We start from the raw sequence: 26015 nt of genomic DNA on the forward strand, positions 1-26015 counted from the left end.
GATGCGCATAATTGGTCACGACCCAGTAGCCGCTATAGTCTTTCTCGCAATACACGTCCCAATGCATGTGGACACTGTATGCCTCCATGGAGCGCTGTGCGGGACGAGGGCTATCGATCTTCAGCTGCCGRTCGGCTAATGATGGCCAGGGTTGCCACGCTTTGACGAAGGAGCTCGCGATACGACGCGCGCATCAAAGCCACGAGGAGTCCGCATGCCTCATGTCAGGTCGAACCATGCCTGTTCGATATCGTTAGCGACGGCTTGGTCGGTTTCGACTGCCGTAAAGGTACCGACGCCGAAGACCCTCCCGTTGCGCCTTCCGCTATAGACCCCGTCCTTACGATAGGTCGCGGCCCAAACGACACTGTTCGAGGCTGCATGGGTGTATAGCCCAGTGAAGCTGACTCCATCACTGGTATTGCCGGCTACATCGAACATGGAATAAATCTCTAGAAGGACGCACTGCAGACGCTGCTCCCGCGAGCATGCGTACCCAACCTCGCGCTCGTGCACCAAAGGGCCGCGCAAAGGCGGCCCTCATGGCGATCCAATGGTCGTTACTTCTTCGAATGTCCCGGGTTATCGGACGGCTGTCCCTTCGTGTCCTTTTCATCCTTGGATCGATCGGTACGCTGCGCTTCCTTTTCTTGAGGCGCTTTGGACGGATCCGTCTGCGGGGTGCGGGGTGCATTCATGTTGTTGGCGTTGCTCATGTACTACTCCAGGGCGGTAGGTATGCCGCGGGGTCCACACTGGCCATTGGAGGGTCGCGGCAGCGTGACATCTCTGTTGGGGGCTGATGTTTGCATTCATTCCTTCCGAGTTGTCCGCAACGGAATGAAAAACCTACACACCCATCACGTCTCCTGTGCGCCACCGTGAACTGCAAGGAGAAGTCGGGTCAATTCGTTCGCCGAGCACTTCAAGCGTACGCACCGTGAAAAAAGCAGGTGCAGTCGCACGCCGCAAACGACTAATCTTCCTGGCTCGCTTCCTCCGTATCCGTGCTTGCGAACCGACGCGCCCCGTTTGTGTCACTCTCAACACAATCGCCACTTGGCATAGAGGTCTCGACATGGCTGAGCGTCACGAACGGATTGAGACTGTAGACAACAGCGGCAAGCGTGTTGCCATCACCAAGGTCACGCCGCGGCTGCCGGCAGCATCGGCCAGCGACCCGCATGCCAGCTCCGAAGGTCCACCGACTTACTTCCTGGCCGACGGCACACGGCTCCATCGAACCCCTAACGGCTTCGAAACAGTGTGCGGCACGTCCTGGTTCACTCGCGTGTAGCTCCGTGGTCACCATGCCAAGCCACCCGCCGCGAATCGGCCAGAGTGGAACGGCGCTACCCCGTTGCCAGTAGATCTTCGATGCGTACGGGAAGATCACGCACGCGTTTACCTGTAGCGTGATAGACCGCATTGGTAATCGCCGCGGCGATGCCCGCCAGGCCGATTTCGCCGATACCGCGCACGCCCATGGCGTTCACCTTGGTATCGGGGTAATCGAGGAAAATGACCTCCATCTCTGGCGGCATATCGGCATGGCTGGTCATGATGTAGTCGGCCAGATTGCTGTTGACCGCCATGCCGTTGCGCGCGTCGTACTGTGTTTCTTCGAACAGGGCCATGCCCATGCCCATCACCAGCGCGCCTTCGATCTGGTTTTTGCCGGTCAACGGATTGACGATGCGGCCCGCATCGATCACGGTCACCACGCGATGGACGCGTAGCCGCGCCAGCTCAGGCTGCCAGCGCACTTCGACGAAGTGCGCGCCGTAGGAGTGGGTGGAATAGCTCTTTTTCTTCTGCCCGAAGGTGCCCTCGGCCTTGCCATGTCCTTCGACCTGTCCCAGGCGCGCCTAGCGCAGCAGGTCGGAAAAATGCGTGCCCGAGCCCGGCTCCTGGCCCTGGCGATGCACCCTCCCCTGTGTAAAGGCAAGCTGGTCGGGCGTGGCGCCCGAGAACGACTTGGCATCTTCGGCGGCGATCTGGATAAGTTGATTGCCCGCCTGCTCGACGGCCTGCACCAGCGCGGGGACCATCGATCCGGTGGCCATCGAACCGCCAGACCATGGGCCAGGCGGCAGCTGGCTGTCGCCGATGGTGACCTTGACCTTGTCGACATCGACGCCGGTAAGGCCGGCGACCATCTGCGCGATCACGGTATAGGTGCCCGTGCCTATGTCCTGCGTACCGCTGGCGATGCGCACGGAACCATCCGCGAGCAACGTAACGGCGGCCTCCGCACTGAATCGCTCGGCGATCCAGCTGCACGCGGCGACGCCCCAGCCAAGAATGCTCTCGCCCTCGCGCATCGATCCCACCTTGGGATTGCGGCGAGCCCAGCCGAAGGATTCGGCGCCTCGCGTGAGGCACTCCTTAAGATGCCGCGACGAGAACGGGATGTTTTCCTTCTCGTCGATCTTGGGCTCATTCTTGAGACGCAACGCAACGGGGTCCATCTTCAGCGCGATGGCGAGTTCGTCCATCGCCGATTCAAGCGCATATAGCCCAGGCACGGCGCCGGGCCCGCGCATGGAGGTGGCCGGTCCGACGAAGTGCTCTGCGTAGGTGCCGGTCACGCGCAGATGGGGCGTGCTGTAGAGGAAGCCCGTGGCCTCGCCGCAGTCCTCCTTGTAGTCGGCCAGCAGTGCGCGCTGGTAGACGTAGTCCTGCCGCAACGACGTGAGCTTGCCGGACGCATCGCAGCCCAGTCGTATGCGTTGTTTGGTGGATGGTCGGTGACCCACGTTGTGGAACATCATCTGGCGATCGACGACCAACTTCACGGGACGATGAAGATCGCGTGCCGCAGCCGCGGCGAGCAGCGCCTGTGTCCATGGCCATAGCTTGCCGCCAAAGCCCGAACCGAGATATTCGGTGATGACGCGCACATGGTCCGTCGGGACACCGAGCATCTGCGCCATCACGGCGCGAAAGTTCATGATGGCCTGAGTCGTTTCATACAACGTGAAGCGCACGCCATCCCAGAGCGCCACGCTGGCGTGCAGCTCGATGGGGTTATGCGTTTCCACCGGCGTGCTGTAGGTGTGGTCGACCTTGACGGCAGCATGCTCGAACGCGCCATCGGGATCGCCACGCTCGGTCTCGGTCTGCGGCGGCTGGCTGGCGTCCAGCGTGGGCGAAACGGATGGCGTTTCCACGTTCGAGTAACGGACCGCGACGGCTCGCGCCGCTGCAGTGGCCTGTTCGAAGGTATCGGCAACGACGAGAGCGACGTACTGGCCGTAGTAACGCACCTCATCGTCGTCGAGCGGCGGCCGGCTCTCGTCGATCTTAGCCTTGCTGCCTTTGGAGACGCGATAGAAGCGTCCAATATTCTCCCGTGTATAGATCTTGCGGACACCGGGCAGTGCTTGCGCCCGCACGACATCGATGTCCTCGATGTGCGCCTTGGCCACGGTGGCGCAAACAGGTACGGCATAAACCATGTTGGGGAAGGAGAAATCAGAGGCATAGCGAGCGGCACCACTGACTTTCAGAGGGCCGTCGATGCGACTCATCGCTTTGCCAACGATCGGCAGTTCGACGTAGTTTGCGGGCTGATTCATGCTCAGCGTCTCCTGTCACGCCGCCGTGGACACGTCGCTCATGGCCTTGATCAGGCAACGGCGGGCCAGTTCCACTTTGAATCGGTTGTCCGCCTGCGGCTGGGCGTTGGCGAGGAAAGCGTCGGCGGCGCGCTTGAACAAGTCGGGGCTGGGCGCGTTGCCGCGCAGCACCTGTTCGGCGGAAGCGGAACGCCACGGGCGCGTACCGACGCCGCCCATGGCCATGGCCACCTGTTGGATGTGGCCATCCTGCAGCACGAGCACGATGGCGACGGAAGCGAGCGCGAACTCATAGGAAGCACGATCGCGCAATTTCAGATAGAGCGATTTCGCATGGTCCGTCGCCTTGGGCAGACGAACCCCGGTAATCAGGTCACCCGGCTCCATCACGGTCTCGCGCTGCGGCGTCGCGCCGGGCAAGACGAAGAACTCCGCCACCGGTACATCACGCCGTCCCTGCGGCCCCTGGATGGATACAACGGCATCGAGCGCTGTCAGTGCCACATTCATGTCCGACGGGTTGGTAGCGATGCAATGCTCGCTACCGCCGAGGATGGCGAGATTTCGATGATAACCACTCAACGCCGAGCAGCCGCTGCCAGGCTCGCGCTTGTTGCAGGCGCTGTGAATATCACGAAAATAGACGCATCTGGTGCGCTGAAGCAGGTTGCCGCTGGTCGTGGCCATATTGCGTATCTGTCCCGACGCCCCGGCGAGGATGGCCTGGGACAGCACCGGATACTTGGCGCGAATCTCGGGATGATTGGCGAGATCCGAGTTACGCACCAAGGCGCCGATCGTGAGGCCACCCTCCGCGCTCGACTCGATGGACGACAGCGGAAGCCGGTTGATGTCGACCACGTGCACAGGGTGCTCGACGTCCAGCTTCATCAGATCAAGCAGGGTGGTGCCACCAGCGACGAAGCGAATCTCGGCGCCTTGCTGAGCCGTGGTGGCCTGCGCGGCGGTCGCGATTGCCTGGTCGATGCTCTTTGCGCGTGTGTAGTTGAATGCCTGCATGGGGATGGCCTAGGCAGATTGGACCTGCTTGATCGCTGCGAGTATGTTTTTGTACGCGCCGCATCGGCAGATGTTTCCGCTCATCGCCTCGCGGAGGCTGTCATCGTCCCTGCCCCACGGCTCTTTCAGCACGGCTACTGCCGACATGATCTGGCCTGAGGTGCAGTAGCCGCATTGATAGCCGTCGTGATCGACGAACGCCTGCTGCATCGGATGCAGCGAGCCGGGCTGACCCAGGCCTTCGATCGTCGTTACGGTGTCGCCGTCGTGCATCACGGCGAGACTCAGGCACGAGAGCACGCGGCGACCGTTGACGTGGACGGTGCAGGCCCCGCACTGGCCGTGATCGCAACCTTTCTTGGTGCCCGTCAACTGAAGATGGTCACGCAGCGCGTCCAGCAGCGACGTCCGGCTGTCGACCGACACGTTTCGCGTCTGGCCATTCACCGTCAGCTTGATGGTTTCCTGGCCCGAACCGGCCGTTTTCTCTGGCGCGCCTCGTGTGGGCACCGACGCGGCAATCAAGTTGAATGACGCGAGACCGGTGGTGGCACCCGCGACCGTGATCATCTGCAAAAATTTCCGGCGACTGAAGGGCAGTCCCGCAAATGGCAAGTGTTGTTGGTGAGCCATGCCAACACCTCACAAGGGAATGGCGTCATTCCAAACCAGAACGAGTTAGCGCGATGTACAGGGAGGGCGAAAGCCAGCTCGCGCGAGTCACGTTGGACGCATGTGCATAGCTTCCAAAGCCCTCTTCCGCTCCATCACGCAAGCAGGCGCAGCTTGGGCTCGCGATCCCACTGTCGCGTCTTGGCAGCCTTGATGAACGCCTTGATATCGGCTGCGTCGACCACGCCGGCGTCCCGGCCCACGTTGCCAGCCTTGAGCACCTGCTGGCCGCCCGCATCCATTGCGATAGCCTTGAGGTGAGCAAACGCATCGCGCGCGAAATCCACCGCCGATCCATTCTTGGCAAGGCGCTTACCGGCCTCTTCGGAAAGGATCAGGGCCACGGCGTCAAACACGGTCGATGGGGTACCCGCGAGTTGGGCATCGGCGTTCAATCGCTTACCGTCACTCAGGGTCGTGCCCAGCTTGGGTGCCACCAGTTTCACGGTGGCGCCGGCGTCCGTGGCTGCTTTCCGCAGTGCCTTGACCGCGGCAGCGTCGGAGCCATCATCAACGAGGATGCCGACGGCACGACCCTCCAGCGTGTCCTTCATCTTGCCGATGATCTGCAGGGCCGGTGACGGCGCCATATCGATGGGCTGGACGGCGGCGGGCGGGGCTGCAGGCAGCGAGGCCAGTCCGAGCCCATTGGCCACGCGCTGGGCCAGGTCAGGATCGACATGACGCAGATGACCAACGATAGCCTCGCGCACATGCGGCGTGCCTACCTTGGATAGCTCGAAGGTGATGGCGGAGGCGATATGCGCCTGCTCCGTCTTGCTCTGGCTCCGGAAGAACAGCCGGGCCTGGCTGTAGTGATCGGCGAAGCTTTCGGCGCGAATACGGCCTTTGGCGCCCTCTTCTTCCGGCACCGCCGCGCTGCGAAAACCGTCTGCCGTTTCACGCGGCGAATCCGCCTGAAGCGAGCTCGGCTCGTAGTTCACCCGCCCTTTTGGCACCTGCATTTGCATGTGGCCATCGCGCTGCAGGTTGGCGAAGGGACACTTCGGCGCGTTGACGGGAATCTGGTTGAAGTTGGGCGAACCCAGCCGCGAGAGCTGCGTATCGAGATACGAAAACAGGCGCCCCTGCAGCAGCGGGTCGTTGGAGAAATCGATACCGGGCGGAACGTTGGCAGGGCAATAGGCCACTTGCTCCGTCTCCGCAAAGAAGTTGTCCGGCCAACGATCCAGCACCATGCGCCCGATCATGGTGAGCGGCACCATCTCTTCGGGGATCAACTTCGTCGGATCAAGATGGTCGAATGGAAACTTTGACGCGTCTTCTTCCGTGAACAACTGGACGGCCAAGTTCCATTCCGGGTAATTGCCCCCTTCGATCGCCTCGAACAGATCGCGGCGATGGAAATCGTTGTCAGCCGCCTGCAGTTTCACCGCCTCGTCCCACACCGTGGACTGGATGCCTAGCTTGGGCCGCCAATGGAACTTCACGAACGTCGATGCCCCATCGGCATCCACTAGGCGGAAGCTATGCACGCCAAAGCCTTCGATCATGCGCAGGGAGCGCGGAATGGTGCGATCGCTCATCGCCCACATGATCATGTGCATGGCTTCGGGCATGAGTGACACGAAATCCCAAAAGGTGTCGTGCGCCGAACCTGCCTGTGGGAAGGCGCGATCCGGCTCCATCTTGACGGCATGAACAAGGTCTGGGAACTTGATCGCATCCTGGATGAAGAACACCGGGATGTTGTTGCCCACCAGGTCCCAGTTTCCTTCCTTGGTGTAGAACTTCACCGCAAAACCGCGTACATCACGCGGCGTGTCGACTGAGCCGGCGCCACCCGCCACCGTGGAAAAACGAGTGTACACGGGCGTCTTCACTCCTACTTCGGTGAGTATTTTTGCTCTCGTGTACTTCGCCAGCGATTTGGTGAGTTCAAAGTAACCATGAGCGGCGCTGCCGCGCGCATGCACGATGCGCTCTGGAATGCGCTCATGGTCAAAATGCGTGATCTTTTCACGAAGAACGAAGTCCTCGAGAAGCGTCGGTCCCCGCGGTGTGGCGCGCAACGAGTTCTGGTTGTCCGAAACGGGAAGGCCCTGGTTCGTCGTCAGCACCGGATGATCGCCACCGGCTTGCTCGTGCAATTCATCCCCTGACCCGCGATTAGGCGCCTGCCGCTGGGAGTGTGGGGTTTTCTTGCCTGGCTTGGGCGACAATTTCTTCGATGCCATGATCTCAGCTCCGATATCCAACGATGGGTGACGGTCGAGTCCACCAAGAAAAAAAGAGTGTCCCTGTCCACGTGAAACCCATGTCGTACTCGTGTTTCCTACTCGGGGCCAGAAGAGCGCTGTGGCTGAACCTTCGTGCGCTCGGCTGCGGGGCTCAGTCGGCGTCGTGGCTCGAGAAATATTCGCTTGATCTCGGGATGGTGGGTTCGGATGTGGTCCTCGATTTCGGCGATGACTTGCTCAAGCTGGGGGACAGTAAGGCGATCGCTGAACTTGATGCTGGCCGTGAGTAGCACGTCCTCCGGCGCAAAATGCATGGTCAGTACGCGGTGTACATCCTCAACGGCAGTGTTCTGGTACAGGAGTGCGCAGATCTGCTTGCGCACCGCTGCGCTGGCCGCTTCGCCCGTGAGCAGGCCCCGGCACTCGTTGGCGAGCAGCGTTGCCGTGGCCGCCAGGATCAATCCAATGACGATGGAAGCCACGGCGTCATAGATCGGCTCGCCCGTGAGCTCCGACACCCAGATGCCTGCCAGTGCGACAAACAGGCCCAGCAAGGCCGCCGTGTCTTCGAACAGTACGGTGAATACGGTCGGGTCCTTGCTGGAGCGGATGGCTCGAATCCATCCGAGCTTGCTGTTCTTGCGGCGAAATTCGCGCAAGGCGAATGTCCAGACGGCGCCTTCAAACACCACCCCTACGCCCAGTACCACGTAGTTGACCCACACGTTCCGAATGGGCTCCGGATGGAGGATCTTCTCAATGCCCTGGTAGATCGAAACGCCCGCACCCAGGCCAAAGATCATGATGGCAACGACAAACGACCAGAAATACAGCTCCAGGCCATGCCCGAACGGGTGTGTCTCCGACGGCGGCCTCGACGAACGGCGCATGCCCAGCAGCATCAACCACTGATTGCCCGTATCGACCAGCGAATGGACGGCCTCGCTCCACATCGCGGAGCTCCCGGTGAAGCTTGCTGCGATGACTTTGGAGATCGCAATGGCGAGATTGCCGCCCAACGCTGCCCAGACCACCGCCTTGGAGCGATGGGCCTGACTTTGCGGCTGGGCCGAGGTGCCGTCCATATCGCTCCTTTACCGGGATTGGATTGCCAGCCTGGCAGCGGCGCCTAGGCTTTCCTTTTCAGTTCGCGCTCCACGTCCTCGGACATGACCCCCACTTTGGCGATGGCGTCGCAGATCTCTTGCTCGGTGACGCCGAATTCCTTTGCCCAGGCGCGAAGTTCATAGTCCTCGTGAATATTGATGCGCTGCCTGTCCCTGATGCCTGTTCCGGATTTGTCATTGCTCATTGCGCACCCTCCATGTTCTTGCGACGAGCAATGACACAGCGCTTGTAAAGCGAAGCACTCACCCGTGTGAAGCGCAGGTCTTCAATCACGGCCGGGTCAGGTTGGGTGCCGCCGGGCCTGTTGCCGCGTGCACCCAAGCGAACTGACGTTGATCGCGCGGTCCGCTCGCTTTGTGTATCGCCTCCATCAAGTCCCGGCGCCCAAACGGTTTCGGCAAACGCACGACGTCAGATCCGAACCCCGAGGGCAGTTCGGCGCCCCTTCCTTTGGACGATTCAGAGCCCGATGCCGAGGCGCCGACCGAAACGCTCGCGTCTTTGCGCGGCCGCGAGCTGATCGAGGGCGTCAACCTGTCATTCGCAGGCGACGGATTTGTCGCAGCGACCTTCCGGGTGACGACACGCAACAACTAGACGTCCGCCTTGCCCACACTCGCCCTCAACTCATCCAGATGGGCGAGGAACAGCTGGAGAATCGGCGATGGATTGGACTCGCTGTAACCCACCACCAGGTCGATGGTCGGCGCCTTGCCCGCCAACGGTCGACTGACCACCGACCAGGGCATCAGCGGTTCCACGTAGGACGGAATAAGTGCGATGCCGCGGGTAGACGCCACCAGGGACATCACCATCGCGGGGTTGTCGACCACTTGCGCGGGCGTGATCTCGATGCCGGCATCTTCGAGGTATTGGTCGATCACCGCGCGCAGCACTTTCGCCTTGCTCGCCATGGCGATGAACGGCAGGCCGACGAGATCCTTTGCACGTACGGAAGCACGCGCGGTCAACGCATGGTCGCTCGGCATCAGGGCCACCAGAGGTTCTTTCGCTACGCGCCGGTAAGTCAGCTCCAACTCCGGCTCGGCTCGCATGAAGGCCACATCCAGCCGCCCGCGGGCCACTGCTTCGCCGAGATCGGGCGAGTAATCGCTCGACACGATGACCTCGATATTGGGCAGTTCGGCGCGAAGTACACGCATGACTTCAGGCAGCCACGTCATCTCCTGACCGGTCAGAAACCCAAGGCTGAAACGTTGTTTGGCAGGTTGCGCAGCACGTCGTGCTGCCTCCACCGCGGCATCCACCTGATGGAGTGCGAGTCGGGCGTGATCCAGGAATGCCTTGCCGGCCTCGGTGAGGGTAACGCCGCGCGCACTGCGGTTGAGCAAGGGCGTGCCGACCTGGTCTTCAAGATCCTTGATCTGGCGGCTCAGTGAAGGCTGCGAGGTAAAGAGCTTTTTCTCGGCGGCCACGGTAAGGCTGCCTGTCTCGGCGATGGCCACGAAATAGCGAAGATGGCGAAGCTCCATGGCGGCTCGACTTGGCCATGCCTGCTCGGCATGGGGAGGAGCTTACAAAGTCTTATTCAAAAGCGCCATGAAGGCCTAAATTTCGCGCCATCGGAAAACGCATCACGCAGCGGCGATGCCTCAAAGGCCTTCCCGACCGCACCAAACGCAGCCCGCCCCAGACACCGAAACCAACGGCACGTGTTGCCCAGGAGGATCGACCATGAACCAGCCTCAGCCATCCAACACCCGCACGATCAGAGAGCCGGGACCCGACCATCCGATCGACATCGCCCTCAATGCCCGTCGAGTCGTAGTCACCGTCGCTGGACGCGTGGTTGCCGATACTCGTCGTGCCTTGACGCTCAAGGAAGCGGGCTATCCGGCCGTGCAATACATCCCGCGTGAGGACGTAGCCATGTCCATGCTCGAGCGCTCGGATCACACCACGTATTGCCCGTACAAGGGCGAGTGCAACTACTTCAGCATCCCGTCCGGCGGCGAGCGCTCCATCAACTCGGTATGGACTTATGAAAACCCCTACCGCGCCGTTGCTTCCATCAAGGACCACGTCGCGTTCTATGCGGATCGCGTCGATGCGATCGAAGAAATCGTCTGACGCCCCTCATTGACGGGATTCAACCATGTCGACGCTTACTGGCAAGACTGCCCTGGTCACCGGGGCATCCCGCGGCATCGGTCGCGCTGCTGCACTCGCGCTCGCCAAGGAAGGCGCGCAGGTCATCGTCCACTACGGCAACGCGCAGAAGGAAGCCGATGCCGTCGTGAAGGAGATCCTCGCCGCGGGCGGCCGCGCGCAGAAGGTAGCGGCCGATCTGAGCAAGCCCGACGGCGCGCATGAATTGGCCAGGCAGGTGCGCGACATAGTCGGCCACCGCCTCGACATCCTCGTGGCCAATGCCGGCATCTCCAAAGCGGCATCGATCGAAGAGCTCACCGTGGATGAGTTCGACCAGTTGTTTGCAGTAAACGTACGCGCACCCTACTTCTTGGTGCAGCAGCTGCTGCCGATCATGTGCAAGGGCAGCAGCATCATCTTCACCTCATCGCTGGTGGCACGTGCCGTTGCCGGCACGCTGTCTGCCTATGCGGCCACCAAGGGTGCCGTCGACACGCTCGTGAAGCACTTCGCTGCGGCACTGGGTGAACGCGGCATCCGCGTCAATGCGGTGGCGCCGGGCGTGGTCGATACCGATATGTCCAACTTCACCAAGACCGAGGAAGGTCGCGATCGCGCACTGTCGATGCAGGCACTCAAGCACCTCGCGACGCCTGCGGACATTGCCGACGCCATGCTGTTTCTCGCTACCGACGGTGCGCGCTGGGTGACCGGCGAGACCCTGCGCGTCGATGGTGGCTCCAAGCTCTGAGCTTTGTCATCGCCCGGACTGCGCGCAACGCAGTTCATCTACGCAACATGCAATCCCGTTCTTCTCAACCCCCCCCCACCCCCATGAAACCCGAGGAAATTCCATGTCCAAGTTAGCCAAGAAAGTAGCCCTTGTAACCGGTGGTTCGCGCGGCATTGGCGCAGGCATCGCCAAGCGCCTGGCCGCCGATGGAGCAAGCGTGGCCATCACCTACGCGAAGGACGCCAGGATGGCGACCGCCGTGGTTCAAGCCATTGAAGCCAATGGCGGCAAGGCTATGGCCATCCAGGCGGATGCCGCCGACGCCGACGCCGTGAAGAGCGCGGTGGAAAAAGCGGTTGCCGCGCTCGGCCGGCTCGATGTACTGGTGAACAATGCCGGCACGGCCATTCCCAAGCCGTTTGAAGAAACCACGCTGGACGAATTGGATCGCGTGATCGATATCAACGTCCGCGGTGTCTTCATCACGACGCAGGCAGCGTTGAAGCACATGAATGACAACGGCCGCATCATCATGATCGGCTCGTGCGTGGGCGAACGCGTGCTGACGCCCGGACTGGTGCCGTATGCAGCGACGAAGGGCGCCGTGAAGATGTTCACCCAGGGCCTGTCCCGTGAAGTGGGCAGTCGCGGCATCACCGTCAACAACGTGCAGCCCGGCCCGATCGATACGGATCTCAATCCCGCCGCAGGCGAATGGGCGGTGCCGCAGAAGGCAGCCACGGCGCTCAATCGCTACGGCCAGGTGGATGAAGTCGCCGCGCTGGTGGCATTCATTGCCAGCCCGGAGGCCGCCTATATCACCGGCGCTAATCTGACTGTTGATGGCGGGACGAACGCGTAAGCGCACGCGCCAAGTCGTCTGTAAGCCAGCATGGGCGCGGAGCGGATCGAAAGACCCGCTCCGCGCTGCGTAATGAAACCCCGCCCAACGACGGCGTCGTGCCGCCTTTCGCAAGCCATTGTCCACGCGAAATCGACACCGCTGGAGCGATAAACGCTTACCTAGACACGGACGCGCCGCCATGGCCCTGAGCACCTGTCCTGAGTGTGGAGCAGAGGTTAGCGAAGGTGAGCTCGTCTGTCCTTCCTGCGGGGTGACCCTTTCGAAAGCGGCATCCACACCTGCGGATACCGTCACCGGAAAGAAGTCCTTGGGATCGTTCCCCATGCTTCCGGTGCTCGTCGGTGCACTGCTCGTCGTGGGAGTCATCGCTGCAGTCTGGTCCGCAAACCACTACCGCAAAGCTGCCGATGCTGCCATGGCGCCCTCTGCAGAGAAGCGCGAGCGGAGCGACGCCGACGCGAAACGCCATGATTCAATACGCCGAGCGATGCTTGGCAGCATCATGCTTCACGATGCCCAGCTCCACACGGATGGCTACGGCGTGGATCGTGCGATGCTCATGGACGATGGCACCGTGTGTTACAGCTATCACACCCAAAATCCATCCGGTGGCACGGACGCCAAAACCGCTGTCCTATTGCCGGATAGCCAGGAGCTCAAAGCCGATGTCGGCAGCGAACAAACCTCTTGGGCGAAGTCATGTGCGCAGCAGACGGGCATGGATGTGACTGCCCGTGTCCGCTTGCAGTGACAGATATCATTCGTCGCGCGCAGATCGAAGACCGTCACGCAAGGTGACAGTCGCTTTCAGCAGCCGCGAGAAATCCTTCTTGGCGCTCGATGCTTAGCTATCGAAGGTGCCAACAATCAGGCTCGATGCCTTGATGATCGCGACGACGGGCGTCCCCTCGCGCAGGGCAAGCGAATCGAGGCTCGCAATGGTGATGATGGAAACGAGGGCGTTGCCGCCATCCAGCTCGATGCCGATTTCGGCGTTCACGGCGCCGCGCTTGATCGAAGCGACTTTTCCCTGCAACTGATTGCGTGCGGACAAGCGCGTCGATTTATCCGGCAGGCCGATGATGACGGAGGATGCCTTGATCAGTACAAAGGCACTCTTGCCTGCTGCAAGACCGAGGTTCTGGGTGCTCTCATGGGTCACGGTGGCAACCAGCTGCTGTCCACCCTGGATGTCCAGCTGGATCACGTCGTTGACGACGCCGGACTCCACGGCTGCCACCGTACCGGCCAATTGATTTCGTGCACTCGTCTTCATCGTAAAGCGCCTCACCAGGTCGATATCGGAAAGCGGGTTGTCCGCAATCTGGGACAAATGCTTGAGGAATTGCTGATGGACGGCTTCCATGCGCTGAAAGACGTCGATGAGCCGCCGCGCGCGCGCCGTCAGCACGGTGCCTCCGCCGCTGCGTCCACCGGCGGCCCGAAGCACCAGCGGCTCGCCCGCCAGGTTGTTCATGGCGTCAACAGCCTCCCACGCGCCCTTGTAGCTCATGCCCACTTCGCGGGCAGCGGCTGCGATGGAGCCTGATTCGTCGATCTTCATCAGCAACGCGATGCGTTCGCGCCCGCCGAAGTTGCGGCCATCGGCTTCCAGGCCGAGTGTCCCTTTGATGGCTAGCATGGGGCTTGCTCCTTCTTCACGCCCGACACGTGCGTCCCCGCGCCGAGGGTGCCGGGGTGCGACCGTCCTAGCGTACATCCCGTGGATGCAGGCATCGACCGGCCACGCCCCACGCACCGTCGCGCCTGCTCAGGCCCCGACCTCGACGCCCTCGATAGCTGCCTAGACAAATAATTGCGCAGCAGACGCAAAAATTTGTCGCAAGAAGCTGATGCAAGCCTGATCTTCGCTATATAGTTGCCTACATAACGGTAGGGCAAGGCTACCCCGCCCTCACGTGCGCCAGTCCACCGCTGTGTCGACCAAAAGGACTCACCACCCATGCGTCGTGCACCTCTGTTTGCCGCCATGCTGGCGTGTTCGACCACGATGGCCGCCTTCGCCCAGCCCGATGACGCGCCGGCGCCGGCACCAACACCACCGCCGCCCGCCGACAAGAACGACGCCGCTACGCTCGACAAGATCACCGTCACCGCCCGCCAGCGTGAAGAGGAGCTGCAAAAAGTTCCGGTTGCCGTATCCGTCGTGAGCGGTGAATGGCTCGACCGCTCGTACACGGTCAACACCCAGCAACTGAGCCTGCTCGTACCCTCGCTCTATTACAACTCCGCCAACCCACGCAACACCGCTTACACGATACGCGGGCTGGGCTCGAACACCTTGTCAGTCAGTGCGGCCAACGATGGCATCGAGCCGGGCGTGGGTTTCTATGTGGATGGCGTCTATCACGGCCGCCCGGCGACGGCCGCGTTCGACTTCACCGATATCGAACGCATCGAAGTGCTGCGCGGCCCGCAAGGCACGCTGTACGGCAAGAACACCACGGCCGGCGCGATCAACATCACCAGCCGTGAACCTACGTTCGTGCCGGAGGGCAGCGGTGAGCTTTCGGTCGGCGAGAACGGCTTCCTGCAGGCCAAGGCGAATGTCTCCGGCCCGCTCAGCGATACGGTCGCCGGTCGTTTCGCCGCGCAATTCACCGAGCGCGATGGCGTCTTGCACAACGTCAACACCGGCAAGGATGAGAACTCACTGGACAACTACGCCCTGCGCGGCCAGTTGCTGTTCAAGCCCAACGACGATCTCAACGTGCGCCTGATTGCCGATGTGTCCAATCTCGATTCGGACTGCTGCACGCAAAACTATCTGCGCGTCGGCACCAGCCTGAAGAGCGCGGCGCGGCAATTCGAAGGACTCGCCCTCAACCTGCCCGCGCATGGCTTTCCGGTGTATGTGCCGCCTAGCCGCAACGTCTACGATCGGCTCACCGATATCGACGCGCCATTGCACATCAATACGCAGGATGGCGGCGTGTCGCTGAATGCCGATTGGAATCTTGGCGCCGTCACGCTGACCTCGATCACGGCCTGGCGCTACTGGAAATGGGATGTCGCCAATGATCGCGACTACATCGGCCTGCCGATCCAGACAGTGCAGCGCATACCGTCGCGGCAGGATCAGTACAGCCAGGAGTTTCGCGTTGCCTCCAACGGCGAGGGGCCTTTGAGCTACGTCGGCGGCCTGTATTTCTACACGCAGGAAATCAATGGCAAGCCGATCAGCGTGTATGGTCCGGCCGCCACGTACTGGCTGGTGAGCACCACGAATTTCCCGCGCATGCCGGACAATCTTGCCGACGGCTATGGCCAATACGGCAACTCGCATTTCGAAATGAAGAGCTATGCCGCCTTTGGCGAGGCCAACTACCGCATCACTGACAAGCTGACCGCGACGCTGGGCCTGCGCTATACGTACGAAGACAAGAATGGCGACTATTCGACCACGGTGTCGGGCGGCCTGCCGACCACGCCGGGCAGCATCCAGGACAACGCCAAGCTCTCGCTGTTCCGGCCGCAGAGTTACTCGGCCTCCGACAGCGGCGGCAACGTTTCAGGGCGTACGAATCTGGCCTATCAGTTCACCGACTCGCTGATGAGCTACTTGAGCTATGCACGCGGTTACAAATCCGGCGGGCTCAACATGTCCGGCCTGCCGCTGGATGCCTTGAACAATCCGGCGCTCGCCACGGCCGTGATCAAGGACGAAACGAACAAGACGTGGGAAGCAGGCCTGAAGTCGGCGTGGTGGAACGGCCGCGCGACACTGAACCTTGCCGCTTATCACACGACTGTCGATAACTACCAAGCCAACATCACCTCCAGCGTGGAGACGGCGGCGCTGCGAACGTACCCGGCCAATATTCCCGAAGTCACGGTGAAAGGCCTGGAGGCGGACTTCGCCGCGCAGGTCTTCCAGGGTTTCGTGGTGCATGCATCGCTTGCCTATGCCGATGGCAAATACTCCGACTATCCGCTGGGACCCTGCCCGCTGGAATGGCAGAACCCCAACGCCGCGGGCGGCTGCCAGCCGTTCAAGGCACCGGCCTCGCTGGCCATCAAGACGTCCAATCCGCGAGGCAACCCGAATGTGCCGGGAGCTTACGTGCTCACCGGCTTGCCGCTGGCGGGCTTGTCCAAATGGGCGGGTTCGCTGGGTTTCGACTATGAATTGCCGTTTCGCAGCGGCGCCTTCCTCTTCCATGTCGACTCGAGTGCGCGCAGCGGCTACAACAGCGATACCAGCAATTCCATCTATACGAGGATTGCCGGCTACAACGTCACCAATGCGAGCGTGGGCTACCGCTTCAACGACCATTGGGAAGCAGACGTGTTCGCGCGCAACGTGTTCGACAGCAATTACATCACGGCACTCACCATCCAGACGGGCAATTCCGGCCTGATCCTGGGACAGCCCAGTGATCCGAGGATGGTGGGCGTGACGGTGCGTGCGAACTTCTAGGTTTTTTTCGCCCGGGCAGCTTTAACGCTGCGCGGACCGTTGACTCGGCCCGCGCAGCGATCGATCACGATGGCATCGGCGAAAAGAGCAAGACGATTTCCGATTGCCCGCCGCAGATCCCGTCAGACCTGCGCCTGACCGCCGTCCACGAACAGCTCGGTCGCTGTGATGTAGCTGGCTTCATCGGATGCAAGGAACGACATCGCGCTGGCGATTTCCTCGGTAGTTCCCGCGCGGCCCAGCGGCGTGCTCTCGGATACCTGGGCGACGAATTGCTCGATCTGCTCGTCGTTGAGGCCAAGTTCCGACTTGTACGCCGGCGTCACCACGGTGCCGGGGGCGACGATATTGACGCGGATGCCCCGACCCTTGAGGTCCGATGCCCATGTGCGGACGAACGAACGCAAGGCGGCCTTGGTTGCCGCGTACACGCCAAAGGCGGGAGCCCCTTTGACCGCAGTGATCGACCCTGTCACCACGATCGAAGAGCCCTGCCCCATCAACGGCAGTGCCTTCTGGACAGTGAAGAGCGTTCCCTTGACGTTGATGTTGAAGTACTTGTGGAACTGCGCTTCGGTGATCGCGCCCAGTGGAGCAAACTCACCGCCGCCGGCATTGGCGAAGAGCAGATCCAGGCGCCCCTCGGCGGTCTGGATGACCTCATAGATCCGGTCGAGATCGGCGTTGTCCGACACGTCTCCCTGGATCGCCGTCGTGTGATGACCGATCTCGGCGACCGCCGCGTCCAGCTCGGTCTGGCGACGGCCGGTGATGTAGACCTTGGCGCCCTCCAGGGCCAGACGCCTGGCCGTGGCCAGACCGATGCCAGAACTCCCGCCAGTCACCAGGGCGATCTTCCCCTCATGACGTTCGACATTGATTTTGCTGAGATTTACGGTGTTCATGTGCTCTCCTGTGGGTCAACTCGCCCGGTGAGCTCAGTTAATGGGTGTCCAATCTGGTGAATAAATGCCGCTTCGGTGGTTTGTTTATCCACCCGCGTGGATAATCGAGCGAAGTTCTGGAGCCTCCCATGGATCATTTGCAAGCCATCCGAGTCTTTAGTCGCGTGGTCGAAACCGGCGGCTTCAATCGAGCCGCCCAATCGCTGCAGATGCCCAACGCCACCGTGAGCAAATGGGTGCGCTCGCTGGAGACCCACCTTGGCGTGGCCCTGCTTGAGCGCAACACGCGTCGGGTGCAGGTCACCAACGAAGGCACGGCTTATTACGAACGCATGCGCCAGTTGCTGGCCGAACTGGACGATGTCGAGTCGACGCTCGGCCGGACCCATGCCAATCCGCGCGGCCGCCTGAGGGTCGACACCGGAGGTTCAACCGCAAGCGGCATCCTGATACCCGCCCTGCCGGAATTTCGCGAGCGCTATCCCGACATCCATCTCGATATCGGCGTGACGGATCGCGTGGTGGATGTCATCGGCGAAAATGTCGACTGCGCCATTCGAAGCACGGCCAATGACGGCTCGCTGATCGCCCGTCGCATTGCCAAACTCCGTTGGACCACCTGCGCCAGCCCCGCCTATATCGAACGCTACGGCGTGCCTGGCCATCCTCGCCAGATCCTCACCGGCAGCTATCCCGTCGCTGGTTATTTCTCCGCACGAAGTGGCCTGGTCCAGCCACTGCACTTCCAAGACCAGGACGGTGCGTTCCAGATCGAGCCGGTCACCAGCGTGACCGTCAACGAAAGCAATGCGCATCTGGCCACGGCACTTGCTGGCCTTGGCCTGATCCACACGCTTGATTTCATGGTGCGACCCTCGATCGCGCGTGGGGAGCTTGTTCCCATGCTGGAGCCATGGCGCCCCGATCCTTTGGACGTCTATATCGTTTACGCCCCGAGTCGGCAATTGAATGCCAAGGTCCGGGTCTTTGTCAGCTGGATTACCGAGGTCTATGCGCGGTATCAGGACGCTTAGCAGCGCGGCTTGCTTGTTGCAGACCAGCCGCCGATGATGGCGAATCAGTCGTCGGCATGCACGGTGGAGGCTCCATGAACAAGATCGACGCACCTGTCTTATTTCTCGCTCTTTCCCTGAGCCTCGCCGGGACCATCCAGCCCGTGCATGCGGAGGATGCCACCAAGAATGCGGCCGCCATCGCCGACGCCATGCCGGCGGGCTACCGGGATTGGAAGCTGGTCTCCGTGGCCCACGAGGAAGGGAGTCTCAACGATATACGGGCCATCCTTGGCAACGATATCGCGATCGAGGCCTATCGATCGGGCAAGCTGCCCTTCCCCGACGGCGCCATCATTGCGCGAATCGCCTGGCAATACGTTCCGTCGGAAGAGAACAACAAGGCGTTCGGCCGTGCCCAGTCTTTCGTCGCGGGCCAGCCGACGAATGTTCAGTTCATGATCAAGGATTCCAAAGCCTATGCGTCATCGGGCGGCTGGGGATTCGTGCAGTTCAACGATGGGAAACCGGCCCACATGGATGCGCACGCCTGCTATGCGTGCCATGTGCCGGTCGAGAAACGTGACTTTGTGTTTACGCGCTATTCGCCCTGAGCATTCAGGTGGAAGCCTGCGGTCATCAGGGCTCGAACTCAGTGGCAGCACGCTATGCCAACCTGCTTGCAGTCGTCAGCCGCTGGCCGCCTAGCAGACGTGGGTGCGCATGAAGATCAGGAACTGCACGATGCGAATCGAAGCGAACAGGTAACCCAGACCCAGGGCGATCTGCAGCACCACATGCCAGCGCAAGCGAGCCAGCTTGCGCAGTCCGTCGAGAAAGTTGAGCGCAACGAGCGCACAACCGAGCCCCGCAACGACATAGCCAGCGATCAGCGGATACGGGACACCAATCAAGTCGGTCAGGTCCTGGGTGCGGGCCGTGCCGAGTCCCGCTGCCACGATAAGCGTGGCGACCACCGCATTTCTGGCATGGTCGAAGATGGCTCTCAAGCCGCCTCGATCAAACAGCCCGGCGATGAGAGAGTCAGAAGTCGTACGCATGAATGCCACTCGTTAGCGTCGGCCGAAGGAACCACCACAGCGCCGCTCCGGCTTGGCCCAAGGGCGGGATTGAGAGCAATGCAGCCAGCGTGGCCGATATCCGCCAGCTTGCGCGCTCAGTCGGCCAGCTTGCGATACAGGCGCACGATCAGCTCCTCGGCGACCAGCATCACCACGACCACAACGATAAGCGCGACGATGCCGTGGAATGCACCGTAGAACCGCACGTCCTCGCCAAAGAGCTGGACGATCGCCTCCAGTATCACGAACTTCGATCCGAACAGGATCAGCCACGCACAGAAGAACCGGAGGAACTTCATCCACCCACCGGGCTTCTTCTTGAAGTAGCCGCCGACTTTATGTTCGAGGGCTACCGTCAGTTTCAGCAGCACCTGCAACACGATCGCGCAAAGCAAGGACGTCGTGAAGGTATCGACGTAGACATTCTTCCAGTACTCGGCAAAAAGGTTGAGCACCACCAGGTCCATCAGGATCCCGGTGTAGTAGCGCACGAACAGACGCTGCCTGTTCGACGGTGCTTCACCTGTGACCGGCAGGAGCGCTTCGCTCGTCATGGCTATTCCCCAACGGTGTCAGTTCAAGGCGCATGGCAGCCCATCTGCGGATACGACAACCTCCCGCGCCGTTACCCCAAGATAGCGCAGAGTTTGTCGATGCGGTGGTTAGCTGATTCGCCCGAAGCGAGTGGATGCGCATGCCTAATCGATGCATGTTGGAGAACGCGAAAAAGATATACGTAGTGATTTTAGGTAGATCTACTGAGCGTCGCGTCATCAAGACGGGATAGCTCAGATTACCCATGCGCATTTTTGATGGGAGCGCGATCGATAGCGCGCAAATTCACGAGGATGCTACGTCACGCGTCTCATGATTTGGTAGGGATCTTCCATGCGATCGGGGTGTCGCGTGAATCATCTGACCACGACCGGCTGTGCGCATCAGCGCATGGTCCACGGGTAGTGATTCAACGAAGGGGGATATATGAAGTATCCACTCATCGCCTTTGCGCTGTTGTGCTGCATGCTTGCCGATGCGCTAGGTCCCGCCGTCGCCGACGACCACCCGATGCTCGATTATGTCGCCATCGATGCCGGCATTTTTTCCAATGACTTGTCGGCGACCATGCGTGTCGACGGCGATATCAAGCGCTCCGGTACGTCGCTGGATTTTTCGCGCGACCTTGGCCAGGGGGGAACCAAAAGCCTGCCTTTCATCTCGGCAAGCTGGCGCCCCTGGGAGCGCCATGAATTTGAATTGACCTACTTCCATGACGACAACGACCATTCGCGCACGGTCAACCGGACGCTGGTGTTCAACAACCAGACCATTGCGGTCGGTAGCACCCTGAGTTCCAAGTTCACGCTGGATGCGGGCGGGTTGACGTACCGGTATTGGATCTGGATCGGCGACAAGGGCGCCTTTGCTCTCGCCGGCGGCTTGCAGAATTACAGTTTCGACCTGCGTCTGAAGGGCACGGTCAACGCGGCCGGTGCAAGCGGCAGCGCCTCGGCGACGCGCACGGTCTCGGCCAGCGCATCCACCGACTTGCCTGATCCGTCCGTTGGCGTGTCCTATCGTTACCAGTTGGAAGATTGGGCCCGCTTTGTCGCCGATGCCGGCGCCTTCAAGGCCAATATCGGCGACATCGACGCCAAGCTTTACAACGCGCGCCTGGGCGTGGAGTTCTATCCATGGCCCAACTTCGGCGTCGTGACCCAGTACGCCTATAACAAGATCAACGCCGACATCGACAAGAGCAGCTTCAAGGGGCACACGAGCTTCAAGTTCAATGGATTCCAGCTGCTGCTCAAGGTCCGCTTCTAGTGGCAGATCCCACAGCATGTTCGTTTCCGATCGCCCGGGCGAACGTGCGACCTGGCCACCCGTGGTCTTGAGCCAACGCGAGAGGGGGAAGCGTGAGTCGCAAGCCGCGAATCGACCAGCTCCCCTTAGCCATCGCGATGATCGTCGTCGCGATGGCATGCGTGGGTTCGGGCTGCACACTCGGCCCCGACTATGCACGGCCGACGGTCCATGCGCCGCAGGGCTATCGCTTTGCCGATGCCGCCAAAGGCTACGCCATACCCACGGCGACCCTGGCTGATGTACCCGCCTGGTGGCGCAGTTTTGGCGACACTGAGCTCGATGCGTTGGTGGATGAAGGATTGGCGGCCAACCACGATCTGCGTATTGCGACGGCTCGCGTCGATGAATTCGCCGCGCTGGTGATCAGCTCTCGGGCGCAAGGTCTGCCGCAAATCGGCTATGGCGCCAATGCCAGCCGCCAACGCGTGAGCCAGAGCACGACGCCGCTGCCGGCGGGCGCCAATCCCGAAATCACCAGCTATTCCGCCCTGCTGTCGGCGAGCTGGGAGCTCGACCTTTGGGGGCGTATTCGTCGTGAGAACGAAGCGGCGCGAGCCAACCTGTTCGCGACTGAGGAAGCGCGACTGGGCGTCGCCCTGACCCTGGTGTCCAGCATCGTCTCCGGTTACATCACGCTGCTCGATCTGGATCGCCAGCTGGAGATTTCCCAAGCCACGCTGGATGGCCGCAGGCGCACTGTCGAAGTGTTTCAGCTGCGCCTGGATGGCGGCGCGGTATCGGAGTTCGAGATGATGCAGGTCACGGCGGAGTATGAAACCGCCGCGTCCGCGATCCCGGTGCTGCAGCAGGCCATTGCGCAGCAGGAGCATGCCTTGTCGGTGCTGATCGGTCGCAACCCGGGACCAATCAAGCGCGGACACACCCTGCAGCAATTGAGCGTGCCGCGCGTACCTGCCGGCTTGCCTTCGGAGCTGATCACGCGACGTCCCGATATCCTGCAGGCAGAGCAACAGCTGGTGGCGGCCAATGCCCTGATAGGTGCAGCACGCGCGCTGTACTTCCCCACCCTCTCGCTGACTGCTGCCGGCGGCGGTGCAAGCCCGGAACTCAATGGGCTGTTCTCCGGACGTTCCCGCACATGGTCGTATGCGGGCCAACTGCTCGGCCCCATTTTTTCAGGTGGCGCCATCGATGCCGCCAACCGTCAGGCCGAAGCGCGCCGCGACCAGGCGCTGGAGGCCTATCAGAAGACCATCCAGAGCGCCTTTCGCGATGTCGACGATGCGCTCGCGGCCATCCAGGCCAAGCGCGTCCTGGTCGCCTCGCTGGAACGGCAGGTGGCGGCGCTGACGCGTGCAGTCGAGCTCACGCGAGAGCGCTACGACAACGGCTATACCGACTATCTCGAAGTGCTCGATACCGAACGCAGTCTGTTCTCCGCGCAACTGTCGTTGAGTTCGGCGCGCGGCGACGGCTATCGCTCGCTGGTGGATTTGTACCGTGCGCTGGGTGGCGACTGGATCGCCCAGGTGGCGCCGCTGCCGGTAGCGCATCAGGCGACCAGCCCAGACCGTGCCACCAGCACGTCGCGCCAACCGGGCGCGCGACCACCCCTACCGTGAGTCACGTGACGAGAGCGCACATGTCCACCGAGCCATCCAACGATCGTCAAGAATGCGCCGAGAGCCCAGCGAACGAGTCGCCGCCTCCCGCAGCATCACCCGCCGCCCCCGCGGCCGGCGCGTCGCGCGAACGCCGCATCGTGCTGGTGACGCTCTTGGTGTTGCTGGTGATCTTCATCTATCACATGATCGCTGATCGCTTTACGCCGTACACATCGCAGGCAGCGATCGACACGTTCCTGGTGCAGATCGCACCGGAGGTCACCGGACCGGTGGTGACGGTCGAGGTGTCCGACAACCGCCGGGTGAAGCAAGGGGACGTGTTGTTCCGCATCGATCAGCGGCCGTTTCAGATCGCGCTGCGGGCAGCCCAGGCCAACCTGGTGCTGGCGACGCAGGCCGCGGACGCGTCGGTGGCCGACGTCCAGGTGGCCGAAGCGCAACTGAACCGGCAGCGCGTGGATCTGGCCGCGTCCCAGCAATTAGGCAAGATCGTGCTGGATCTGTCGGCCAAGCGCGCGCTCTCGGAAACGTCGGCCATCCGCGCCCGCTCCGATATCGCCAAGAACATTGCCGATATCGGCCAGGGCGAGGCGCAAACCGAACGCGCACGCATACGCATGGGCGAGACCGGTGCCAGCAATGCGCAGGTACGTCAGGCGCGCGCCGCCCTCGACCAGGCCGAACTCGATCTGCGCCACACGACCGTGGTCGCTCCGAGCGATGGCGTGGTCACCAATCTGCGCCTCTCGCCTGGCCAGTTCGCCAGCCGCGGCCAGCCCGTAATGAGTTTCGTCGCCGACGGTCCGCGCTGGATCAGTGCGGCCATGCGCGAGAACCAGCTCGGCCATATCGCCACGGGCAACCGCGCCCTGGTGGTGTTCGACGACCAGCCGGGCAAGGTCTTCCCCGCGCACGTCGACAGCGTGGGCTGGGGCATTGCACAGGGCGATGAAGCGCCGAACGGCCAGCTGCCCACGGTCAATGCACCCAGCGGATGGCTGCGCGAGCCGCAGCGTTTTCCGGTGCGCATCATGCTCGATCCACCTCGCAGCCCGGACCAACAGCTGCCGCCCGGCCGCAGTGGTGCGCAGGCCAACGTGGTGGTCCTCACGCGCGAAAACTCGCTGATGAATCCATTGGCGCGGGTGTGGATCTGGATGATCGCCATGCTCAGTTACGTGCGATGAGCGCCTCGCGCACCGAGGCTCCCACGCAAGGCGATGTGACCTTGCATGCCACCTTGCGCTTTGCGGTGGGTGTCACGGCGGCGTTCGTGCTCAGCGAGATGCTGCAATGGGCGCCAAGCTTTCTGGGGCCGGTGCTTGCCGCGGTGCTGCTGTCGAACCTCCCGATGCGACCGCCGCTGAAAATGGCGATAGGCCTGATGGCGGTGATGTCGGTGACGTCGCTGTTCGCGTTTGCCATCGCCTCGCTGTTTCGCGACACGCCGGTGGTGCTGTTTGGCTTGATCGGCCTGGGCGTGTTCCTGGCCTTTCTTCGCATACTCCGAGGCGCGCCGCCGCTGCCGCCGCTGCTGTTGTTGATCAGCCTGGCGACCATCCCCGTGGTCGTGATGGTGGCGCCGGCCCAGGCGGGCATCCTGCCACTGGCCTTCATTCGCAGCATGGCGGTCGCGCTGCTGGCGATCTGGCTGGTATACGCCGCGTGGCCGCTCACGGCGGCGCCCAAGCCGCCGGCCAACGCCGCACCGGGCCGGGAGGCGCCCGTGGCTATGGCCGTGGCCGGCGTTGCCATCGTGATGCCCTTGATGCTGGTCTATCTGCTCTTTGGCCTGACCGATGTCTTGCCGGTGATGATTGCCACCGTGATGCTGGTGGCCAATTTCGACCTGCAGCGTGGCCGCGCCCACGCGATGGGCATGATCATCGGCAACTTTGCCGGCGGTCTGCTCGGCTTGCTGATGCATACGCTCTTGCTGACCTCGCCCAGCCTGCCCTTCCTCGCCGGATTGTTGCTGGTGGTGCTGATCGGCTTTGGACAGCGCGTTTGCGCCGGCGGGCCGGCCGCCGCCGTGGCCGTGCTGGCGTGCAATGCGATGTTGATCATCCTCAGTACGTCGATTTCCTCTGACACAGGCACGCTTTGGCTGTGGCTGACTCGCGTCATCCAGTTCGCCCTCGCCGGTGCTTTTGCGGTGGGCATGATGACCCTGGCCTGGCATCGCGCGATGAGTCGGCCGCTCGCGAAACACCCTTCCGCCACTCATTGAAGGGTATGGGGCGGTATGAGCCTGCGCAGGTCTACGAGCCGGGCGTGGATAATCTTCGCGCGGTGAGCCGCGTGTTGGGATCGCGTGATTATGTGTTCGGCGCAAGGCTGCGTTCGCTCGTTGCATGAGGACATGGCCAAGCGCCAAGGCTGAGAACCGACGCGCGTAGTGCCAACCTGTGGGAGCGCACCCTGTGTGCGACAAGCCTACGAGGCGATACACCCAGGCGTGGCAGTCGCGCACAGGGTGCGCTCCCACAGGAGTTTTTCGCACGCCGCTGCATGGCGGATGAAATGACCCGGGCCGCTCCCTTGTAGGAGCGCACTTGTGCGCGACAAACCAACGGAGCGGTACGCCACAGCGCTGCGGTCGCGCACAAGTGCGCTCCTACAAAGGGGGCGCAGGCGGACGAATGGTGGATCAACGTTGCGGTTCGGCCATTTGTGGGAGCGCACCCTGTGCGCGACAAGCCGACGAAGCGATACACCCAGGCGTGGCTGTCGCGCACAGGGTGCGCTCCCACAGGGGTGGCCCTACGGTGTTGGGTTGCGAATGAAAGGACGCAGCCGCTCCCTTGTAG

The 26015-nt window shown here is 62.0% G+C and carries 23 protein-coding genes and 1 pseudogene; 11 read left to right on the forward strand and 13 right to left on the reverse strand.

The window, feature by feature from the left end:
- Nucleotides 1–219: 219 nt before the first annotated feature.
- The 9 genes and pseudogenes from AC1DE1_RS04305 to AC1DE1_RS04345 form a co-directional block, all read right to left on the reverse strand.
- Nucleotides 220–441 (reverse strand): hypothetical protein, encoded by a 222-nt coding sequence (locus AC1DE1_RS04305; RefSeq protein ID WP_477177530.1) that lies wholly within the window; start codon nucleotides 439–441, stop codon nucleotides 220–222.
- Nucleotides 442–560: 119 nt separating this feature from the next.
- Complete coding sequence (locus tag AC1DE1_RS04310) at nucleotides 561–716, reverse strand: hypothetical protein (protein ID WP_441604617.1); 156 nt, start codon at nucleotides 714–716, stop codon at nucleotides 561–563.
- Between the two features lie 636 nt (nucleotides 717–1352).
- Nucleotides 1353–3581 (reverse strand): annotated as a pseudogene (locus AC1DE1_RS04315) (xanthine dehydrogenase family protein molybdopterin-binding subunit).
- A gap of 15 nt (nucleotides 3582–3596) precedes the next feature.
- Nucleotides 3597–4601 carry an FAD binding domain-containing protein gene (locus tag AC1DE1_RS04320; protein WP_477177528.1) on the reverse strand — a complete coding sequence of 335 codons (1005 nt, stop codon included), beginning with the start codon at nucleotides 4599–4601 and terminating at the stop codon, nucleotides 3597–3599.
- A 9-nt stretch (nucleotides 4602–4610) separates the two neighbouring features.
- Nucleotides 4611–5234 (reverse strand): (2Fe-2S)-binding protein, encoded by a 624-nt coding sequence (locus AC1DE1_RS04325; protein ID WP_477177527.1) that lies wholly within the window; start codon nucleotides 5232–5234, stop codon nucleotides 4611–4613.
- Nucleotides 5235–5368: 134 nt separating this feature from the next.
- Entirely contained in the window at nucleotides 5369–7471 is a 2103-nt protein-coding gene (locus AC1DE1_RS04330) for a catalase (RefSeq protein WP_477177526.1), read from the reverse strand.
- Between the two features lie 98 nt (nucleotides 7472–7569).
- On the reverse strand, nucleotides 7570–8559 hold the full coding sequence (locus tag AC1DE1_RS04335) for a cation diffusion facilitator family transporter (RefSeq protein WP_477177525.1): 990 nt from the start codon (nucleotides 8557–8559) through the stop codon (nucleotides 7570–7572).
- A 44-nt stretch (nucleotides 8560–8603) separates the two neighbouring features.
- Complete coding sequence (locus AC1DE1_RS04340) at nucleotides 8604–8786, reverse strand: DUF3606 domain-containing protein (RefSeq protein ID WP_441604613.1); 183 nt, start codon at nucleotides 8784–8786, stop codon at nucleotides 8604–8606.
- 409 nt (nucleotides 8787–9195) lie between these two features.
- Nucleotides 9196–10095, reverse strand: a complete 900-nt coding sequence (locus AC1DE1_RS04345) for a LysR substrate-binding domain-containing protein (protein WP_441604612.1) — start codon at nucleotides 10093–10095, stop codon at nucleotides 9196–9198.
- Nucleotides 10096–10297: 202 nt separating this feature from the next.
- Between AC1DE1_RS04345 and AC1DE1_RS04350 the strand changes: the two genes are divergently transcribed.
- The 4 genes from AC1DE1_RS04350 (at nucleotide 10298) to AC1DE1_RS04365 (ending at nucleotide 13063) form a co-directional block, all read left to right on the forward strand.
- A complete protein-coding gene (locus AC1DE1_RS04350) occupies nucleotides 10298–10693 on the forward strand; it encodes a DUF427 domain-containing protein (RefSeq protein WP_477177524.1) in 396 nt (131 codons plus the stop codon).
- A 25-nt stretch (nucleotides 10694–10718) separates the two neighbouring features.
- The gene (locus tag AC1DE1_RS04355; RefSeq protein ID WP_477177523.1) at nucleotides 10719–11465 is read left to right on the forward strand and encodes an SDR family NAD(P)-dependent oxidoreductase; all 747 of its coding nucleotides are present in this window, start codon (nucleotides 10719–10721) and stop codon (nucleotides 11463–11465) included.
- Between the two features lie 103 nt (nucleotides 11466–11568).
- On the forward strand, nucleotides 11569–12309 hold the full coding sequence (locus AC1DE1_RS04360) for an SDR family NAD(P)-dependent oxidoreductase (RefSeq protein ID WP_477177522.1): 741 nt from the start codon (nucleotides 11569–11571) through the stop codon (nucleotides 12307–12309).
- Between the two features lie 181 nt (nucleotides 12310–12490).
- The gene (locus AC1DE1_RS04365; protein WP_477177521.1) at nucleotides 12491–13063 is read left to right on the forward strand and encodes a zinc-ribbon domain-containing protein; all 573 of its coding nucleotides are present in this window, start codon (nucleotides 12491–12493) and stop codon (nucleotides 13061–13063) included.
- A gap of 93 nt (nucleotides 13064–13156) precedes the next feature.
- Here the strand turns inward: AC1DE1_RS04365 and AC1DE1_RS04370 are convergent, their stop codons facing one another.
- Nucleotides 13157–13954, reverse strand: coding sequence for a TOBE domain-containing protein (locus tag AC1DE1_RS04370; RefSeq protein ID WP_477177520.1), 798 nt, complete (start codon nucleotides 13952–13954; stop codon nucleotides 13157–13159).
- A gap of 321 nt (nucleotides 13955–14275) precedes the next feature.
- Here AC1DE1_RS04370 and AC1DE1_RS04375 point away from each other — a divergent pair, with 321 nt between their 5' ends.
- Entirely contained in the window at nucleotides 14276–16753 is a 2478-nt protein-coding gene (locus AC1DE1_RS04375) for a TonB-dependent receptor (protein WP_477177519.1), read from the forward strand.
- A 122-nt stretch (nucleotides 16754–16875) separates the two neighbouring features.
- On the opposite strand, the gene AC1DE1_RS04380 is transcribed toward AC1DE1_RS04375, so the two are convergent.
- Complete coding sequence (locus AC1DE1_RS04380) at nucleotides 16876–17658, reverse strand: SDR family oxidoreductase (RefSeq protein ID WP_477177518.1); 783 nt, start codon at nucleotides 17656–17658, stop codon at nucleotides 16876–16878.
- A gap of 128 nt (nucleotides 17659–17786) precedes the next feature.
- Here AC1DE1_RS04380 and AC1DE1_RS04385 point away from each other — a divergent pair, with 128 nt between their 5' ends.
- A complete protein-coding gene (locus AC1DE1_RS04385; protein ID WP_477177517.1) occupies nucleotides 17787–18692 on the forward strand; it encodes a LysR family transcriptional regulator in 906 nt (301 codons plus the stop codon).
- A gap of 74 nt (nucleotides 18693–18766) precedes the next feature.
- Complete coding sequence (locus tag AC1DE1_RS04390) at nucleotides 18767–19285, forward strand: cytochrome P460 family protein (protein WP_477177516.1); 519 nt, start codon at nucleotides 18767–18769, stop codon at nucleotides 19283–19285.
- 90 nt (nucleotides 19286–19375) lie between these two features.
- On the opposite strand, the gene AC1DE1_RS04395 is transcribed toward AC1DE1_RS04390, so the two are convergent.
- The gene (locus tag AC1DE1_RS04395) at nucleotides 19376–19732 is read right to left on the reverse strand and encodes a hypothetical protein (RefSeq protein WP_441604602.1); all 357 of its coding nucleotides are present in this window, start codon (nucleotides 19730–19732) and stop codon (nucleotides 19376–19378) included.
- Between the two features lie 116 nt (nucleotides 19733–19848).
- A complete protein-coding gene (locus AC1DE1_RS04400; RefSeq protein WP_441604601.1) occupies nucleotides 19849–20307 on the reverse strand; it encodes a hypothetical protein in 459 nt (152 codons plus the stop codon).
- A gap of 427 nt (nucleotides 20308–20734) precedes the next feature.
- On the opposite strand from AC1DE1_RS04400, the gene AC1DE1_RS04405 reads away from it, so the two are divergent.
- From AC1DE1_RS04405 to AC1DE1_RS04420, 4 genes are all read left to right on the forward strand, one after another.
- Entirely contained in the window at nucleotides 20735–21577 is an 843-nt protein-coding gene (locus AC1DE1_RS04405; RefSeq protein WP_477177515.1) for a hypothetical protein, read from the forward strand.
- A gap of 92 nt (nucleotides 21578–21669) precedes the next feature.
- Nucleotides 21670–23202 carry an efflux transporter outer membrane subunit gene (locus tag AC1DE1_RS04410; RefSeq protein WP_477177514.1) on the forward strand — a complete coding sequence of 511 codons (1533 nt, stop codon included), beginning with the start codon at nucleotides 21670–21672 and terminating at the stop codon, nucleotides 23200–23202.
- 20 nt (nucleotides 23203–23222) lie between these two features.
- The gene (locus AC1DE1_RS04415; protein WP_477177513.1) at nucleotides 23223–24392 is read left to right on the forward strand and encodes an HlyD family secretion protein; all 1170 of its coding nucleotides are present in this window, start codon (nucleotides 23223–23225) and stop codon (nucleotides 24390–24392) included.
- Complete coding sequence (locus tag AC1DE1_RS04420) at nucleotides 24389–25435, forward strand: DUF2955 domain-containing protein (protein WP_477177512.1); 1047 nt, start codon at nucleotides 24389–24391, stop codon at nucleotides 25433–25435. Before AC1DE1_RS04415 ends, AC1DE1_RS04420 begins: the two co-directional genes overlap by 4 nt.
- The last annotated feature ends 580 nt before the right edge of the window (nucleotides 25436–26015 follow it).

The sequence above is a fragment of the Dyella sp. 05T440 genome (assembly GCF_056395965.1).

Bases quoted from the DNA above. Each gene is read 5' to 3' on its own strand.
- AC1DE1_RS04330 (WP_477177526.1), bottom strand. From the start codon at position 7,471: ATGGCATCGAAGAAATTGTCGCCCAAGCCAGGCAAGAAAACCCCACAC.
- AC1DE1_RS04380 (WP_477177518.1), bottom strand. From the start codon at position 17,658: ATGAACACCGTAAATCTCAGCAAAATCAATGTCGAACGTCATGAGGGG.
- AC1DE1_RS04365 (WP_477177521.1), top strand. From the start codon at position 12,491: ATGGCCCTGAGCACCTGTCCTGAGTGTGGAGCAGAGGTTAGCGAAGGT.
- AC1DE1_RS04345 (WP_441604612.1), bottom strand. From the start codon at position 10,095: ATGGAGCTTCGCCATCTTCGCTATTTCGTGGCCATCGCCGAGACAGGC.
- AC1DE1_RS04335 (WP_477177525.1), bottom strand. From the start codon at position 8,559: ATGGACGGCACCTCGGCCCAGCCGCAAAGTCAGGCCCATCGCTCCAAG.
- AC1DE1_RS04305 (WP_477177530.1), bottom strand. From the start codon at position 441: ATGTTCGATGTAGCCGGCAATACCAGTGATGGAGTCAGCTTCACTGGG.
- AC1DE1_RS04400 (WP_441604601.1), bottom strand. From the start codon at position 20,307: ATGACGAGCGAAGCGCTCCTGCCGGTCACAGGTGAAGCACCGTCGAAC.
- AC1DE1_RS04420 (WP_477177512.1), top strand. From the start codon at position 24,389: ATGAGCGCCTCGCGCACCGAGGCTCCCACGCAAGGCGATGTGACCTTG.
- AC1DE1_RS04325 (WP_477177527.1), bottom strand. From the start codon at position 5,234: ATGGCTCACCAACAACACTTGCCATTTGCGGGACTGCCCTTCAGTCGC.
- AC1DE1_RS04370 (WP_477177520.1), bottom strand. From the start codon at position 13,954: ATGCTAGCCATCAAAGGGACACTCGGCCTGGAAGCCGATGGCCGCAAC.
- AC1DE1_RS04385 (WP_477177517.1), top strand. From the start codon at position 17,787: ATGGATCATTTGCAAGCCATCCGAGTCTTTAGTCGCGTGGTCGAAACC.
- AC1DE1_RS04390 (WP_477177516.1), top strand. From the start codon at position 18,767: ATGAACAAGATCGACGCACCTGTCTTATTTCTCGCTCTTTCCCTGAGC.
- AC1DE1_RS04375 (WP_477177519.1), top strand. From the start codon at position 14,276: ATGCGTCGTGCACCTCTGTTTGCCGCCATGCTGGCGTGTTCGACCACG.
- AC1DE1_RS04320 (WP_477177528.1), bottom strand. From the start codon at position 4,601: ATGCAGGCATTCAACTACACACGCGCAAAGAGCATCGACCAGGCAATC.
- AC1DE1_RS04350 (WP_477177524.1), top strand. From the start codon at position 10,298: ATGAACCAGCCTCAGCCATCCAACACCCGCACGATCAGAGAGCCGGGA.
- AC1DE1_RS04395 (WP_441604602.1), bottom strand. From the start codon at position 19,732: ATGCGTACGACTTCTGACTCTCTCATCGCCGGGCTGTTTGATCGAGGC.
- AC1DE1_RS04415 (WP_477177513.1), top strand. From the start codon at position 23,223: ATGTCCACCGAGCCATCCAACGATCGTCAAGAATGCGCCGAGAGCCCA.
- AC1DE1_RS04310 (WP_441604617.1), bottom strand. From the start codon at position 716: ATGAGCAACGCCAACAACATGAATGCACCCCGCACCCCGCAGACGGAT.
- AC1DE1_RS04355 (WP_477177523.1), top strand. From the start codon at position 10,719: ATGTCGACGCTTACTGGCAAGACTGCCCTGGTCACCGGGGCATCCCGC.
- AC1DE1_RS04360 (WP_477177522.1), top strand. From the start codon at position 11,569: ATGTCCAAGTTAGCCAAGAAAGTAGCCCTTGTAACCGGTGGTTCGCGC.
- AC1DE1_RS04340 (WP_441604613.1), bottom strand. From the start codon at position 8,786: ATGAGCAATGACAAATCCGGAACAGGCATCAGGGACAGGCAGCGCATC.
- AC1DE1_RS04405 (WP_477177515.1), top strand. From the start codon at position 20,735: ATGAAGTATCCACTCATCGCCTTTGCGCTGTTGTGCTGCATGCTTGCC.